This window comes from Nostoc sp. CCY 9925 (assembly GCF_963920935.1).
In the GTDB taxonomy this organism is placed as follows: domain Bacteria; phylum Cyanobacteriota; class Cyanobacteriia; order Cyanobacteriales; family Nostocaceae; genus Nostoc.
In genome coordinates, this window is the sequence record NZ_CAWUDO010000058.1 from 20592 (window position 1) to 37014 (window position 16423).

At 44.0% G+C, this 16423-nt stretch carries 11 protein-coding genes; 5 read left to right on the plus strand and 6 right to left on the minus strand.

The annotated features are described in order from the left end of the window. Positions 1 to 190: 190 nt before the first annotated feature. The 3 genes from gyrA to ACM0OY_RS25115 all read left to right on the plus strand — a co-directional run bounded on the left by gyrA (position 191) and on the right by ACM0OY_RS25115 (position 5080). Positions 191 to 2779, plus strand: coding sequence for a DNA topoisomerase (ATP-hydrolyzing) subunit A (gene gyrA / locus ACM0OY_RS25105; RefSeq protein WP_414571540.1), 2589 nt, complete (start codon positions 191 to 193; stop codon positions 2777 to 2779). Further along, entirely contained in the window at positions 2760 to 4373 is a 1614-nt protein-coding gene (gene lnt, locus ACM0OY_RS25110; protein ID WP_414571541.1) for an apolipoprotein N-acyltransferase, read from the plus strand. The genes gyrA and lnt overlap by 20 nt, the downstream gene beginning before the upstream one ends. Before the next feature lie 299 nt (positions 4374 to 4672). Next, positions 4673 to 5080 carry a hypothetical protein gene (locus ACM0OY_RS25115; RefSeq protein ID WP_414571542.1) on the plus strand — a complete coding sequence of 136 codons (408 nt, stop codon included), beginning with the start codon at positions 4673 to 4675 and terminating at the stop codon, positions 5078 to 5080. Positions 5081 to 5293: 213 nt separating this feature from the next. Here the strand turns inward: ACM0OY_RS25115 and ACM0OY_RS25120 are convergent, their stop codons facing one another. The 4 genes from ACM0OY_RS25120 to dprA all read right to left on the minus strand — a co-directional run bounded on the left by ACM0OY_RS25120 (position 5294) and on the right by dprA (position 10808). After that, the gene (locus tag ACM0OY_RS25120; RefSeq protein ID WP_414571543.1) at positions 5294 to 6298 is read right to left on the minus strand and encodes a transaldolase; all 1005 of its coding nucleotides are present in this window, start codon (positions 6296 to 6298) and stop codon (positions 5294 to 5296) included. A 295-nt stretch (positions 6299 to 6593) separates the two neighbouring features. Further along, positions 6594 to 8024 (minus strand): pyruvate kinase, encoded by a 1431-nt coding sequence (gene pyk / locus ACM0OY_RS25125; protein WP_414571544.1) that lies wholly within the window; start codon positions 8022 to 8024, stop codon positions 6594 to 6596. A 383-nt stretch (positions 8025 to 8407) separates the two neighbouring features. Continuing rightward, positions 8408 to 9451, minus strand: coding sequence for a type I glyceraldehyde-3-phosphate dehydrogenase (gap, locus tag ACM0OY_RS25130; RefSeq protein WP_414571545.1), 1044 nt, complete (start codon positions 9449 to 9451; stop codon positions 8408 to 8410). Positions 9452 to 9689: 238 nt separating this feature from the next. Beyond that, the gene (gene dprA / locus ACM0OY_RS25135) at positions 9690 to 10808 is read right to left on the minus strand and encodes a DNA-processing protein DprA (protein ID WP_414571546.1); all 1119 of its coding nucleotides are present in this window, start codon (positions 10806 to 10808) and stop codon (positions 9690 to 9692) included. A 120-nt stretch (positions 10809 to 10928) separates the two neighbouring features. Between dprA and ACM0OY_RS25140 the strand changes: the two genes are divergently transcribed. Both ACM0OY_RS25140 and ACM0OY_RS25145 read left to right on the plus strand, forming a co-directional pair. Continuing rightward, entirely contained in the window at positions 10929 to 12065 is a 1137-nt protein-coding gene (locus ACM0OY_RS25140) for an alpha/beta hydrolase (RefSeq protein WP_414571563.1), read from the plus strand. 117 nt (positions 12066 to 12182) lie between these two features. Further along, a complete protein-coding gene (locus ACM0OY_RS25145; RefSeq protein WP_414571564.1) occupies positions 12183 to 13037 on the plus strand; it encodes an Rpn family recombination-promoting nuclease/putative transposase in 855 nt (284 codons plus the stop codon). 53 nt (positions 13038 to 13090) lie between these two features. Here ACM0OY_RS25145 and ACM0OY_RS25150 read toward each other — a convergent pair whose 3' ends face one another. Both ACM0OY_RS25150 and ACM0OY_RS25155 read right to left on the minus strand, forming a co-directional pair. Then, positions 13091 to 15349, minus strand: a complete 2259-nt coding sequence (locus ACM0OY_RS25150; protein ID WP_414571547.1) for a pentapeptide repeat-containing protein — start codon at positions 15347 to 15349, stop codon at positions 13091 to 13093. Between the two features lie 9 nt (positions 15350 to 15358). Further along, entirely contained in the window at positions 15359 to 16366 is a 1008-nt protein-coding gene (locus ACM0OY_RS25155) for a zinc-dependent alcohol dehydrogenase family protein (RefSeq protein ID WP_414571548.1), read from the minus strand. Positions 16367 to 16423: the final 57 nt, after the last annotated feature.

Consider the following 16423-nt stretch of genomic DNA (forward strand, 5'->3'; position numbering starts at 1 on the left):
TGTACTTTACTTTAGTATATTTATTTACTTATTTGCGACTAAATGCTTAAGTTGGCTATGCAGGCAGGAATAGGCAATACGTGATAGAATTATATCAGATTATGGCAATTATTCAAGAGCAATTTAGAATAATTTTGCGCTGTGTCGAGTAAAAAAGCTAAAATCTACGATTTTTGGAGATTTTTAGGTTATGACAACCTCACAGGAGAGGATTATCCCGACAGACTTGCGAAACGAAATGTCGCAGTCTTATCTGGAATACGCCATGAGCGTGATAGTGGGTCGGGCGCTGCCAGATGCGAGGGATGGTCTAAAACCTGTGCATCGTCGCATTCTTTACGCAATGCACGAGCTAGGTCTACTGCACGATCGCCCGTTTAAGAAATGTGCCCGTGTGGTGGGGGAAGTATTGGGTAAATATCACCCCCACGGTGACACGGCTGTGTATGATGCTTTGGTGCGAATGGCGCAGGATTTTTCCATGCGATCGCCTTTAGTTGATGGGCATGGTAACTTCGGTTCGGTGGATAACGATCCCCCAGCGGCAATGCGATATACAGAATGTCGCTTGAAAGCTTTAACTAGTGCTGGCTTATTGCACGATATTGAATCGGAAACCGTAGACTTTGCCGATAACTTTGACGGTTCCCAGCAAGAACCGACAGTACTACCAGCCCGGATTCCCCAATTGCTGCTCAACGGTTCCTCTGGAATTGCCGTGGGCATGGCAACGAACATCCCGCCGCATAATTTGGGGGAATTAATTGACGGCTTGGTGGCACTAATTCACAATCCAGAAATCACCGATCTGGAATTAATGCAGTACGTCCACGGCCCCGATTTTCCCACCGGGGCACAAATTCTGGGGACATCTGCCATTCGGGAAGCTTACACCACTGGGCGTGGTTCCATTACCATGCGCGGCGTCGCCAACATTGAAACCATTGAACAGCGCGGACGCCCAGATCGAGAAGCAATTATTATCACCGAATTGCCCTATCAAACCAACAAAGCGGCGCTAATTGAAAAAATCGCCGAAATGGTGAATGAAAAGCGGCTAGAGGGCATTGCAGATATCCGAGATGAAAGCGATCGCGACGGGATGCGGATTGTCATCGAACTCAAGCGCGATGCTTATCCCCGCGTCGTTTTAAACAACCTCTACAAACAAACGCCACTGCAAGCCAACTTCGGCGCCAATATGCTGGCGTTGGTGAATAGCGAACCCCAGGTACTGACCCTCAAGCATTTCTTAAGCGTCTTTTTGGATTTCCGCATCGAATCCATTGCCAGACGCACCCGCTACGAACTGCGAAAAGCCGAGGAACGCGACCACATTTTACAAGGGTTATTGATTGCCCTGTCCCACTTAGATGCGATTATTAATTTGATTCGCCATGCTCCAGATGCACCCACAGCCAAAGGCGAGTTAATCACAACTTACGGACTTTCCGAAGTGCAAGCAGATGCAATTTTGCAGATGCAATTACGGCGCTTGACTGCCTTAGAAGCAGACAAAATTCGTTTGGAACACGAAGAGTTACAAGCCAAAATTGCCGACTTGCAAGATATTTTGGCACGACGGGAGAGAGTGCTGGAAATCATTGAAACCGAAGTCGCCCAACTGAAAACTAGCTTCGCCACACCCCGACGGACGGTAATTTTACCAGGGGAAGGCGAAATAGATGAACGTGACTTAATTGCCAACGAAAAAGCCATAATTTTACTGACAGAGCAAGGCTACATCAAACGGATGCCTGTCAACACCTTTGAAGCTCAAAGTCGTGCTACCAGAGGCAAAGCCGCAGCCAAGGTGAAAGATGATGACACCGTTGAGCATTTCTTAACTTGCTGCGACCACGACAGTGTTTTATTTTTTAGCGAACGTGGCGTAGTTTACTGCCTCAAAGCCTATCAAATTCCCGTGGGTTCCCGTACAAGTCGTGGTACACCCATCGTGCAAATGCTACCCATTCCCAAAGAAGAAAAAATTACCTCCATTGTCCCCGTTGACGAATTTAGCAACGAAGAATATCTGGTGATGCTCACCAAAGGCGGTAATATTAAGAAAACCGAATTGGCAGCCTTTAGCCACATTCGCGCCAATGGCTTGATTGCCATTTCCTTAGAAGAAGGCGACCAACTCCGCTGGGTACGACGCGCCAGAGTGGAAGACAGCGTAATCATTGGTTCTCGTCACGGCATGGCGATTCACTTCCGGTGTAACCACGAACAACTGCGTCCCTTAGGTAGGGCGACTCGTGGTGTGAAAGCTATGAAGTTGAAAAACAAAGACGAATTGGTGGGTATGGATATTCTGCCTGCGGCAATTCTCGAGACTTTGGATACAGTTACAGAAGCGGAAATCGAAGAAATTGAAACAGAAGAAATCGAAATTAATGAAGAGTCCGCAGAAGTACCTGGCAACGTTAGTGTTGGCCCTTGGGTGTTGGTAATTACAATGGGAGGTTATGGTAAGCGCGTACCAGTCGCCCAATTCCGTCTGCAAAACCGTGCTGGTCAAGGTTTAATGGCAACCAAATTCAAAAACCGCAAAACCAAAGACCAATTGGCAACTCTACGCATTGTGAACAACGATGACGATGAAATTATGATGGTCACCAATCGCGGTATTATCATTCGGCAAGCGGTGAATGCAATTTCCATACAATCGCGATCGGCAACTGGGGTAAGAGTCCAGCGTTTAGATGAAGATGACGCCATTACCGGAGTGGCAATAGTTCCACCTGATAGTGTCGATGCAGAAGAAGCAGAGTAAAAAGCAGGGGGAGCAGGGGAAGCAGGGGGAGAAATTAACCTCCTTACTTCCTTGGTTGATTGCCTTCGCCAGCGGAATTTTGATGGGGGCGACCGTCGCCCCCGTGGGCGCATGGTTCCTAGCTTGGATTGCCCTAGCTCCCCTTTGGGTCTTAATTGTCACTTCCTCAAAACGCAAAAACCAATCCCCCCCTGCTCTCCTCTGGGGTATTGCCTACCACGGTATCGCCCTCTCCTGGATTACAGGAATTCATCCCATGACTTGGTTGGGCGTTTCGTGGTTACCGAGTTTGGCAATTACGCTTTTTTGTTGGGGATTCATCAGTGCTTTGGGAGGGATATTCGTTACTATTTGGGCGGCTGTAATGGTTCGCCTGGGTGGGCAAAAATCCTGGCTACGCATATTAATTGGTACGGCGGTATGGTGTGGGTTGGAGAGTCTCTGGAGTGCTGGTCCTTTATGGTGGAGTTCTCTGGCTTACACACAAAGTCCGCATAATCTCGTAATATTACACCTTGGTCAACTCTCTGGGCCTAATATTGTGACAGCGGCAATAGTCGCTGTCAATGGCTTGATTGCTGAAGGATGTATGAACCACAGAGACGCAGAGAGCGCAGAGAGGATTTCCTCTGTGTTCTCTGCGCCTCTGCGGTTCGTTAATAAATACTTCGCTACCGCCACCGGACTATTAATCACCTTACACTTAATAGGTTTCATATTATACACTCGTCCCATCGCCCAACTACCAGAAGCGGCGTTGAAGGTGGGGATTGTTCAGGGAAATATTCCGAACCGACTTTTGCGGAGTTCCGAAGGATTTCGTCGCGCCGAAGAAAACTACACCAATGGATACATAAGTTTAGCAAATCAAGGTGTAGATGCAGTCCTCACCGCAGAGGGAGCCTTACCTGTTTTCCAGCGTAACTTGATGGCAACTGCCTTAGTCGCAGCAGTGAAAGAAAAAGGCGTAGTTGCTTGGATTGGGGCTTTTGGCGAACGCGGACGCAGCTATACAATTAGCTTGTTTACTTTTAATCATCAAGGTGAAATTGTCAGCCGCTACGATAAAGCGAAATTAGTACCTTTAGGAGAATATATTCCCTTTGAAGAGATTTTAGGCGCAATAGTTCAGCGATTATCGCCATTGGATGCACATCAAGTTGCAGGTTCAGCCAATCAGGTATTTGACACTCCTTTTGGGAGAGCGATCGCTAGTATATGTTATGAATCTGCTTTTCCCGAACAATTTCGCTATCAAGCTGCGGCGGGTGGGCAATTTATTCTCAGTTCTTCTAACGATGCCCATTACACTCAGTGGATGCCTTTGCAGCATCACGCACAGGATATCATGCGGGCAATTGAAACTGATAGATGGTCAGCACGGGCAACTAATACAGGATATTCAGCTTTTGTAGATCCTCACGGCAGAACCTTGTGGATATCTGGATATAACACCTACGAAACTCATACTGAAACAATTTACCGCCGACAAACACAGACTTTATATGTGCGTTGGGGTGATTGGTTGACACCGTTATTGTTAATATTCTCTGGAGGATTTTGGTTGTTTGAAAAAGTGAAACGTGAAAAGTGAAAAGAGAATCACTTGTTATTAAAATTTCTCCGCGTCCCCGCGTCCCCACGTCAGTCCTAATGATAAGTCTTCACCCGAACATGATATTACTTTGCCTTAAGCCGCCTTTCGGGCGTCTACGTTCCTCAAACGCCAGTGAGACTATACATTTTTATCAAATTAACAATCACTCATAGGAATGAATTTTTAATACAGAATTTCATCCCAAATTAAGTTTAAAAAAAACCGTATGAACGATAATCTGCTGATTTTAAAGTGTTTTAATAAAGTTATTAGCGAAAGTTTAGAGAAGCAAAAACATGAAAGGTTTCAGGAAGCTATCCTCGATAGCACTATTGCTATTTGCCTTTGTGTATCCGCCCTCATTAGCAGAAGCGAAAGATATTTCTATCAGTAATAGTCTTAACGAACAGAGTGCGACGGCAGGGGCTAACGTAGTTGAAGATCCAAAAGGAGAGCTTTTAATTGCTCAACGACGGTCAGGACGATACCGGGTAATCAGACGACGCCAGCCTTTGGGAAAATATCAAATAATCCGACGCGACCGTTTAGGACGAACTCGAATAATCCGACGACGCCAGCCTGGACGAACTCAAATAATTCGACGACGCCAGCCTTTCGGAAGATACCAAAATATTCGACAGCAGCAACTAAGACGACAACGGGAGTTCAGGCGACAACGAGACTACAGACGCCAATGGTATTAATCTCAGATAAATAACGAATTAGCCAATTAATTGGTGTTGCATATTTGCGGGATGATTTTGATGGTTTTGTAGGATGGGTATCTAGCACGTCCCTTTTATTTTCGGGCGGTTATAGATGCCCACCCTACAAGAATCATACTTATTTTATGCAACGCCAATTAATAATTGGTTAGTGGTTTTGATTAACCACTAACCATTAACTATCATCAGATTTTAATGACTTGCTACTACCTCTGTATCAAGGCGAGCCAATCGGTCTGCCAAAAGTTTTTCCAGGTCTTCTAATGCCTTGGTGAAACCTTTGATGCCCTCGTCTAGTTTGTCAGTTGCCATGCGGTCAGCAGCGTGCATGTTCTCAAATGTAGCTTTATCAATGGATATTTTTTCAATTTCCAAGTTTGCTACATTAGCAGGGTCGAGCTTCCGTGGCAGTTCTCCAATAGTTGCTTGTAATTCAGCCAAAAGCGATGGCGAAATCGTCAACAAATCACTACCTGCAAGTTCGGTAATTTCACCAAGATTACGGAAGCTAGCTCCCATAACTTCGGTTTTATAGCCGAATTTTTTGTAGTAGTTGTAGATTTTGGTGACTGACAAAACTCCTGGATCTTCGGCTGCTGGATAGCTATCCCGTCCGGTATCTTTTTTATACCAGTCGAGAATCCGACCGACGAAGGGAGAAATTAAAGTAACGCCGGCTTCTGCACAGGCGATCGCTTGATGCAAACCAAACAACAAGGTAAGGTTACAATGAATACCTTCTTTCTCTAGAATTTCCGCAGCGCGAATCCCTTCCCAAGTGGTGGCAATTTTTATTAAAACGCGATCGCGGTCAACTCCAGCAGCTTTATACTGAGCAATCAATTCCCGTGCTTTAGTAACCGTAGCTTCAGTATCATAGGACAAACGAGCATCCACTTCTGTAGACACGCGACCGGGAATAATTTGCAAAATTTTCAATCCAAAAGCCACTGCCAAACGGTCAAACGCCAGAGAAACTATCTGTGCTTGGGTGGCTCCGGCTCCAGCATCTTTTTTTGCTTGAAGTAAAGTCTGATCGACAATTTCCTGATATTCTGGCATCTGCGCCGCAGCAGTAATCAGGGAGGGATTTGTGGTAGCGTCTTGGGGTTTAAACTTTTCAATTGCTTGGATATCCCCTGTATCCGCAACCACAACAGTCATTTCTCGCAATTGTTCTAGTAAACTTTTAGACATAAAATACTCCGTGATGTTTGTTTAGGATTTACTTATTCCCCAGCGACGAAGAAGACGTGGAGACTGGGAGACGCGGGAACGCGGTGAAAGAAGATGTGAGGACGCCAAGAGTGGGAAACATGGTGACACGCTGAAATTCAACAAATACTCTCCCCCTGTCCCCGTGTCCTTTTCCCTTTTCCCCCGCATCTTGTTCATACTTTTTACTGTTCCTTCAATTCTGATTCTGGCAATTTTTCTTAACTATTGCCTAATTTTCCTTACTATCCAAAGCCACAGCCTTATTTTAGATGGCTTATGCAGAAATTGGCTGTCCAATGGAATGCACTTTAATTAAGCTGGTTGTTCCTGATTTACCAATTGGGACGCCAGAGGTAATCACCACCTGATCTCCCTTCTTGGCAAGACCCATATCTAGGACTCTGTTCACCACATTTGTAAACATTTCTTCAGCATGGTGGACTGGGGGTATCAACAAAGGTTCGACTCCCCAGGAAAGTGCTAGCTGGCGGTAAGCGGTGGGGTCGGACGTTAAGGCAATAATCGGAGAAGTTGGCCGATATTTTGATACCATTCTGGCCGTACTCCCTGAGGTTGTGTTACAGAGAATTGCCCGTGAGCCGGTTTCATAGGCGATGCGACACACCGCCTCTGCCACCGATTCAGTAACGCTGAGACTACCTGGTTCGTGACACCAGGAACGTTTGCTACCCTCATCTAAAGCCCGTTCTGTTCGCACGGCAATGTTGTGCATCATCTGGACAGCGGCGATGGGATATTCTCCCACGGCTGTTTCACCAGACAGCATGACCGCATCTGTACCATCCAAGATGGAGTTAGCAACATCTGTTGCCTCGGCGCGGGTGGGGTCGGGGGCGCTAATCATTGACTCTAGCATTTGCGTGGCTGTAATCACGGGCTTGCCAGCATGATTGCAACGGCGAGTGATATCTTTTTGAATCAGAGGCACTTCATGAATCGGCACTTCCACACCTAAATCGCCACGGGCAATCATAATGCCGTCAGCAACTTTCAGGATGGAGTCAAATTGCTCTACTGCCTCTGCTCTTTCAATTTTGGCAATTAAGCGGATAGAAGCGCCAGCGGCTTCAATCATCCTTTTGGCGGGTTCTAAATCTTGTGGCGATCGCACAAAAGACACCGCCACCCAGTCTACACCCAACTGAATCCCAAAACGCAAATCCAGCAAGTCTTTTTCGGTGATCGAACTCACAGGTAAAGGAGTTTGTGGCAGGTTTACTCCTTTGTGGGTGGAAATTAACCCGCCAATTTTCACCTCTGCCCGAATGCGATCGGCGTCGCGATCTGTAACAATCAACTTGACGCGGCCATCATTAATTAAAATCGGTTCGCCTGGTCGCACCATTGCAAACAAAGTCGGCAATGGTAAGGGCAATTCGTCAATACTCTCACCCTTCTCTTGCAAAACGAAGGTAACTTCACTCCCAGCTTCCACATTTAACCCTTCTGGTGGTAAGATACCCAAACGGATCTTTGGACCACACAGATCTTGCATAATGGCGATCGGTTTTTGCTGATCAGCACTAATCTGCCTAAGATATTGAGCCGTTTGGGCGTGGAATTCATAGGCTCCGTGGGAAAAATTTAACCGTGCCACATTCATTCCAGCTTCTACTAAGGCTTGCAGCTTATCAGGTGCAGATGTAGCAGGTCCAACAGTACAAATAATTTTGGTTCGACGCATAGGGATTAAGGGTTGAGGAATAACCTGCGACATGGATGCCTGATACCACTTTGGAATTCCTAATTAACAAACTTCAGATTTTATTCAGGTTTCCCGGTTTAAATCTTTAGTCTGCTTTTGGAGAATTGGTATTATGCAATGCCCAAGGGAACTTGTCCTAGACATCGCAGGGGGCATCCAAAATCACACGTGCTTCATATCACTGGTTTGCTAAGTAAAGATACTAGATTGCGTTTTATTTTCGGGTATTTACCATTTGACCCAAATCCCAAAAGTCAAAAGGCAAAAGTCAAGAGTCAAAAGCTAATGACTAATGACTAAGCGCAAAGTCTGAGCGGAGGTTTCCTCCGATCAGAACTTTGTAAGAGAGGACTAATGACGAATCAAACCACAGCAGCTGTTGGTGCGAGTTGTTCTTTATGTGACATAGATAACATCAAGTCAACCACACGATTGGAGTAGCCCCACTCGTTGTCATACCAAGCAACGACTTTGAAGAAGTTTGAATTTAACTCAATACCAGCACCTGCGTCGAAGATGCTGGAATGGGTATCACCTTGAAAATCTGTGGAAACTACTTCTTCATCTGTGTAACCCAAGATACCTGCTAACGAACCGTTGGCAGCCTCTTTCATGGCAGCACAGATTTCTTTGTAGCTGGTGGCTTTGGCAGTTTTGAAAGTTAAATCAACTACAGAGACATCAGGAGTCGGAACTCGGAATGCCATTCCAGTCAACTTGCCCTTCAGTTCTGGTAAAACCAGTGCTACAGCTTTAGCTGCACCTGTGGAGGAGGGAATAATGTTCTGGGCTGCACCTCGACCACCCCGCCAGTCTTTTTTGCTGGGGCCGTCTACGGTTGGCTGGGTGGCAGTCATAGCATGAACTGTGGTCATCAAGCCTTCAGTTAACCCAAAGCTATCATTGATGACTTTAGCGATGGGAGCTAGACAGTTTGTAGTACAGCTAGCATTGGAGACAATTAGATCCTTGCTGGGGTCAAACAAGTGATGATTAACACCCATTAGTAGGGTAGGAACTGTATCTGGATCTTTGGTAGGAGCCGAGATGACCACTCGCTTTGCACCTGCTTTAAGGTGGTTTTCTGCCCCTTCATAGCCAGTGAAAAGTCCCGTAGATTCCACGACATAATCAGCACCTAGTTGTCTCCAAGGCAACTCTGCGGGATTCCTAACAGATACGCAAGGGATGAAATGGCCATCAATGAGAATACCATCGTCTTTGGCTTCAACCTTTCTGGTTAATCTACCGTGGGTTGAGTCGTACTTTAATAGGTAAGCCAGGTTATCTGGTGGTACTAGGTCGTTAATGCCGACAAACTCGATGTTGGGATTATCTAGGCCAGCGCGAAGCACAAGTCGTCCAATTCGACCGAAGCCATTGATACCAACTTTTAATTTACTCAAGATTAAACCTCCTGTTGTGGAAAGTTGAACAAAAGGAGAAAGTTAAAAGTCAAAATAGATTGCCTTTTACTCTTTACTTTATGATCGTGACAGTCTCAGTCAGCGAAGGCATATTTACTTGGCATATTTTAAGGATTGGGGCATGGGGTATGGGGCATGGGGCATGGGGGAGCCACTGCGGTCTTGGGGTTTCCCCAAGTGGAGCAAGTGGCGTCATGGGGCATTTGCCCAATGCCCTTTAACTTTTTTGATACCTCATTCCTGGTAGTTGGGAGAGTAAACCCATAAGCTCTAACTGTAACAAAGCGCCGGAAACTGAGCCAGCAGCCATACCGGTTTGTTGGACTATTAAATCGAAGGGTAAAATTTCAAAGGCGATCGCATCCATTACCTGTTGCAATTCGGGTGATAAAGTTGGCAAACTTAACTGTTGTACTGTTGACAATTGCTCAACTCCATCTATTTGTGGTATTGCTCCCAGCATTGTTAATAATTCGTCTAATTCTTTGAGAATCAAAGAAGCGCCTTGAGTTAGTAACTTTAAACAACCTTGGGATGGATAATCGTCTACTCTCCCTGGTAATGCATAGACATCTCTACCAAATTCATTGGCGTAGGTGGCTGTAATTAGGGCACCAGATTTTAATGGGGCTTCCATTACTAAGATAGCGCGGCTCATGCCTGCAATAATGCGGTTGCGGCGGGGAAAGTGAGTGCGATCGGGTGGAGTTTTTGTGGGGTACTCACTGACGACTAACCCAGCCGTCAAAATTTGCTTGTACAAATCCCGATTTTTTTGGGGATAAATAACATCTACACCAGTTCCTAAAACTGCGATCGTTCTTCCACCTGCTTTCATGGCGGCGGCGTGGCTTTCTGTGTCAATTCCCTCCGCCATCCCAGAAACCACTGTAAAGCCATTTTTAGCCAAAGCTGTGCTAATTTGACGAGTCCAACGAATCCCGTATTCTGAAGGGCGGCGGGTTCCGACAATAGCAACTAGGGGTTTTTGTGCAAGATTTTCCTGGAGTTCAACTTCACCGCGATAGTACAAAATCGGCGGCGGACTGGGAGTTTCCAGTAGTAAGCGGGGATAATCGGTATCTGCTGGAGTCCAGAAATGCGGGTTTTCCTGTTGGTGTTTGGTGAATAGCTGTTCTGGGTGTAGGCGCGATCGCTGTTGTACTATTTTTTCAAGTGTTTGAAAACCAAAACCCTCTACTTCTCCTAACTGTACCTTAGTAGCGTTCCAAGCGGTTGCCAGCGTGCCAAAATGCTGTTGCAGCCGTCGCAGTAATACCGGGCCAATCCCCGAAATTTGCGACCAAGCTACCCAATACGCACTTTCTTCTACCACTTTTCTATCCTCACGCCTACGGTTTGAGTATTCCCAAAATCAAGTGATAAATTCTTGACTCTTGACTCTTAACCATTGAATATTAACTATTGACTATTAATTCTCTGAGTACCTTTTGTGATGAAATCTTTTTATCGTCTTTTACTAAGCCTATCTGGTTACTCAATATTTCCACTACTGCATAGTATTTTTGGTGTATCGCCTAGTTTGGCAGCTGAAAATGTTGTTGTTAGATATGGTTTATTTGAGCAAGCGATCCCTGTTGCAGATATACGCAACTATAGCGAGACGCAAAAAGTTTCTGCGAATTTGCAAACTATCTTAGGTCGTCTCAGTCCTGAAGAGAAGCAGAAGTTTCAAGATGCGCTGCAAGTGAAGATGTCTCTTGATATTGTGGCTTTAGACAAGCTGGTAAATACTCAAACGGGTAAGCAAGTTTTATATTTTGTTTCTCAAGCGATCGCCCGTCGCGATCAAGCCAATATCCAAGCGCTACGATCTGCTATTATCCTGGGTGCAAAATCACCAGAAGGTTTAGGACTTCTCACATTTCTAGAGGCCTATCCCAGCAATGAAATAGTCATTGATGTCTCAAAAATTTCCCGAATAGTCGGCATGGCAAATTCATCTTCTGCTTCTGCTGATACACCGCCAAAGGACAATGTAACTTCTTCTCCTTTAGGGAAAATTGCACTGCAATATCAGACAATTGCCGCCCAAGATAAACAGTTTTCAGGTTGCTTATTTGGTGATTCTATTTCGGCTGGACTGGGCAATACCCTTGGCAATGGTACTTTTAATTTTGGGTTAAATGGCTTGAGTACAATTTCATTACTAGAACAACTGAAAACTTTAATTCCTACTAAGGTAAAATGCGAAAAAGCGATTATTGCCATCGGTGGAAATGATGCTTGGTATGGAATTAGTGATGAGTTGTTTAGCAAAAATCTGCAAGAGGCGATCGCACTTGTCCGCACAATGGGAAGTAAAGAGGTTTTTCTGGTTCCGGCTTTTTATTCAACGGTTGAGGCTAGCTCAGATCCAACTGTTGCAGCACCCAATTCTAGAGTTGAACAAATTAATGCTCTGATTAATCAAGTTGGGGAAACAGAAAAAGTACCAGTTGCCGCAGCAGGAGTAGCACCATTGTATGAAAATAACGTTTTGAAAAAGGATTTTACCAATGATGGTGACCATCTAAATGCAGAGGGATTAAAAATTTATCGACAAGCATTGTTACAAATTATAGGAAAGTAATCTCAAAAGCGATCGTAGTTGAATTTTTTGAATAATAAAAATAGCTGCGATCGCTTTAATTTTTATGTTAGTTTTGCTAACTTGCTATTACCCATAAAAAAAATCAGTAATGCTTTCATGCGTCGAGATTCAATATTTTATAAACTATTTCAACAATCACCAGGTTTACTATTTGAGTTATTGACAAATAGACCGATAAATGCGGATAGCTATAGATTTGATTCAGTCGCCGTCAAAGAACCAAAATTTGAAATTGACGGGGTATTTTTACCACCAGAAAATGAAAGTCCTGGGGTTGTTTATTTCTGCGAAGTGCAGTTTCAAAAAGATGAACAACTTTATGAAAGGGTATTTGCAGAATCATCGTTATATTTTTATCGCAACCGCGCCAGATTTAGTGATTGGCAAGCAGTAATTATTTATCCGTCACGCAGTCTTGAACAAAGTGATATTCATCCTCATCGGGGATTTCTTAACAGTAACCAAGTAGATCGAGTCTATTTAGATGAATTGGGGGATATTCGCCAACTACCTATATGGGTAGCGCTGATGGTGTTAACTACGGTGGAAGAAGAACTTGCACCACAAGAAGCAAGATATTTGCTTGAGCGTTCTTCTGTTGAACAGCCCCAAACCGCAAATAGCGCCATAATTGAGTTAGTGACAACAATAATGGTGTACAAATTTGAACAATTAAGCCAACGAGAGGTTGAACAAATGCTAGGAATAACGCTTAAAGAAACCCGAGTTTACAGGGAAATCAAGGAAGAGGGACGAAAAGAGGGACGAGAAGCGGAAGCGCGATCGCTCATTGTTCGTCAACTAATTAGACGTGTAGGAGAATTACCTCAACAAGTACGTGAACGTATTGAAACCCTTTCTCTAGAACAATTAGAAAATCTGGGGGAGGCACTACTTGATTTTACTAGTATGGCTGATTTACAGGCTTGGTTAGAAGCACTTGAGGGTTAAGATGATCCAGAGAAATGCGATCGCCAAGGCAAGTTGAACAAATGTTACGAGAATTACTTCAAATAAATTAGCAAGTTCAATCCGGGAATTGTGCGCGAGAGTGTCCACAAAACTAGGGTAATGTACATCAAACCCAGACTCCATTGATACCAAGCAAGCCCAGAGATAATACCTGGTAAGTGTTCGTCTCGCAAGCGAATGTCATTAAATCCTAATTTGACTAGGTTATTGAGACTAAAATCGTAATAGTTGAGCCAATTCCAATGGCGATCGCACAACAAAGGCATATATCTTTCACGAAATGTCTGATTTCTGGGAATGACTGGCAAACGTCCAATTAACAATCGTAATTGCCTAAATGTTCCGTCTTCTGTAAAGTAGGAAATGTCCATTAAATCATGATAACGACCTTGTTGGTAAAGTCTAATTAATAAAGTTAGTGGAACGGGAAGGATAATTATTAAAAGACACCCCAATGTCAGCCAAGGTTGTTGTGCATTGCGAAAGATAGCTAATAAGCTCAAGAATTCTAAAATGCTAAAACTGATTAAAATGGAAATGGTTTCATAGGACGTGGGAATAATTGGTATCGGACGCAGACGACGATAGCGATCCACTAACCAAAATAGCAAACCGAAGTAAGCGATCGCTACTCCTCCGACACCAAATACTAACCAAAAATTTGTACCATAACCACTCAACAACAACAGTACACTTAATGCCAACCAACTCCAAGCTTGCAGTAACCATACACCTATAGAAAGAGGTTCGCCAACAATCAAGCTATCGCTTAATTTGGCATATGTTTCTAAATTGATGTCTGCTAAAGTAAGTAACTCACTACTATTGCGAAATGGTTTTATCAAACGACGCAGGGCGATCGCTTCCGACTCAGTTGCCGAAAAACCCAACTTCATCAAACTTGTAACAGTTGCACTATTAATATTTGTAGCCATCAACTTGCGGCTTAATTCTATTAATCTTAATCGTTGTTTTGTGTACTCCAAATCATTAGCATCCGCAACTTGTTGTTGTTGACGGAAATTTTGCCCCAAATTCCGCAAGATGTTTTGATTTCCTTGGAATGTGGGTACAGCAAACATCTGTCCAATTTCACCAGGATTACCTAAAATTTTCGCTTGGTTAGAATTAAAAGTTAGACCAGATACATCTAAAAAAGCTTCTTTGGCAAATCTGGCATCGCTAAAATCTGCTTGGTTGAGAATACTTGCACCTTGGAGATTTACCAATTGGTTAAACTCCACTTCTCGAAATATTACAGCTTGCTCAAAAATCGTTTCTTGGAACAAAAGTAATTGATTAAAATCACTTTTAGTGAACTGTGCTTGATTAGCAAAATGCACATGAGAAAAATCAGCGTTTTCTTGCCACTGTACACTATTAAATTTAGCTAAATGCTTAAATTTTGCTTGATTGAAGTTGGCAGATTTTTTGAAAAAACTACCTTGAAAATTAATAGTTTCGTGAAATTGAGTTTGTTTAAAATTAGCTTTATCAAAAAAAATGCTGCTATAAAAATTGCTTGATTGTCGAAAGTTAGCACTACTAAAACTAACAGGACGAGCAAATCTGGTTTCAATCCAGTTAGTGGCTTGGACAAAGGTAGCGTTTTGGGCATCCACAGACTGAAGAAAAAATGTGTTAGAAAACCTCACTTCCCCATTGAACCGAGTTTGCACCAGTGTTAAAGCACCACGAAAAACAGTAATTTCGCTTGATTGAGTTGACTCTGTTCCCAAAAGCGATCGACAATCTTTAGAGTTTGGTAAAGCGTAGGCGTAGCCCGTCGTAGACATCGCCAGTGATTCCAGACAAACAAAGCGCAAACCTTCTAATTCTTGTTGTTCGCTACGAGTAAAAATCGGAGCAATACCTTGAGCATACAAAGGTGTTCTTAAACCCAAATCACTGCCGACAAAATCCCCTAAAATCAAAGCATAACTCAGATCTAAACCCAGAGGTTTTGCACCTAGTTCTTTACGCAACAATTGGTAAAAAACATCGCGAAAAGTAGCATTTTCTGGGCGTAAATCAATCACCATCTTCTGCAAATCCACCGTCAAATTCCCTTCGCGGAGTGTCGGTGTATGCAGTCGTTCTTGTAATAATTCCAGAGTTAAAGGTATGCGTTCTGGTTGTTGTGCTGCCCAGGTAGATACCGGAAAGAAGAGAAGAATTAATAAAACGCAAAGGAACGCAAAGGAAAGCGCGGAGGTACGCAAAGTTTTTTCTCTGCATACCTTTGCGTTTAACCTCTGGGTTCCTCTGCATTTAAAAAATAATTTATGCAAATTGTTCTATTATTCATCCCTAATCAGCAGAACAATTTTACCTGTTACAGACCCACTTTCAAGTAATTGATGGGCTTTAGCGGCTTCTTCTAAAGGAAACTTATGACCAACATGGATTTTTAACTTACCTTCATCAATCCAAGTGGCAGATTGTTCGAGAATTTCTGCATGATGCTGGAGACTTTCTTCTAATCCAAGCAATGCTGGTGTCAGCATTAATTCTAAGCCAATGCGGAGATTACGTAGTCTAGCAGTTTTCCAAACGGTATTGGCATCTGGTTCGAGAATCGTCACAATATCGCCATATACTCGGACTGCGGGGAAAGTTTTGTGAAAGGTTTCGCCGCCTATGGTATCAAAAGCCAACTCTACACCTTCGCCATTAGTCCAATCTAATACCGCTTGCACAAAGTCAGTCTGTTTGTATAAAATTGTGTGGTCAGCACCTAATTGTTTAGCGAAATTAGCTTTTTCTTGAGAACCCACGGTGGTAGAAACGCTAGCACCTTTGAGTTTTGCTAATTGAATTGCTACATGTCCGACACCACCAGCACCGGCATGAATCAGAACTCGTTCGCCAGGTTCCAATCGTCCGCGTTCGTATAAAGCTTCCCAAGCTGTGATTAAAACTAAAGGTGCTGCTGCTGCTTCGGCAAAGGAAATAGACGCGGGTTTACGTGCCACAAACCGCTCATCCACAACGGTATATTCAGCATAATTGCCTTGGTGTGCGCCCAAACCGCCACAGCAAAAATATACTTCATCACCTGGGCGAAAACGTTCTACGCCAGCACCTACAGCTTCCACAATACCTGCACCATCACATCCTAAAATACTTGGCAGGCGATCGCTGTAAAAAGTGCCTCGGCTACGAAGTTTGGTATCAATGGGATTAACACCAGCTGCCACTAAGCGAACTAAAAGTTCAGTGTTTCCCACGGGAACAGTAGGGTTTGGCACGTCCTGTAATTGCAGAACTTCCGGACTGCCAGCTGCTGTCATCAAGACTGCTTTCACGACTCTTTCCTCCTGGCTCTAGATGCACGTTTATTTGCAACTTTAGCGCAAGAGGGT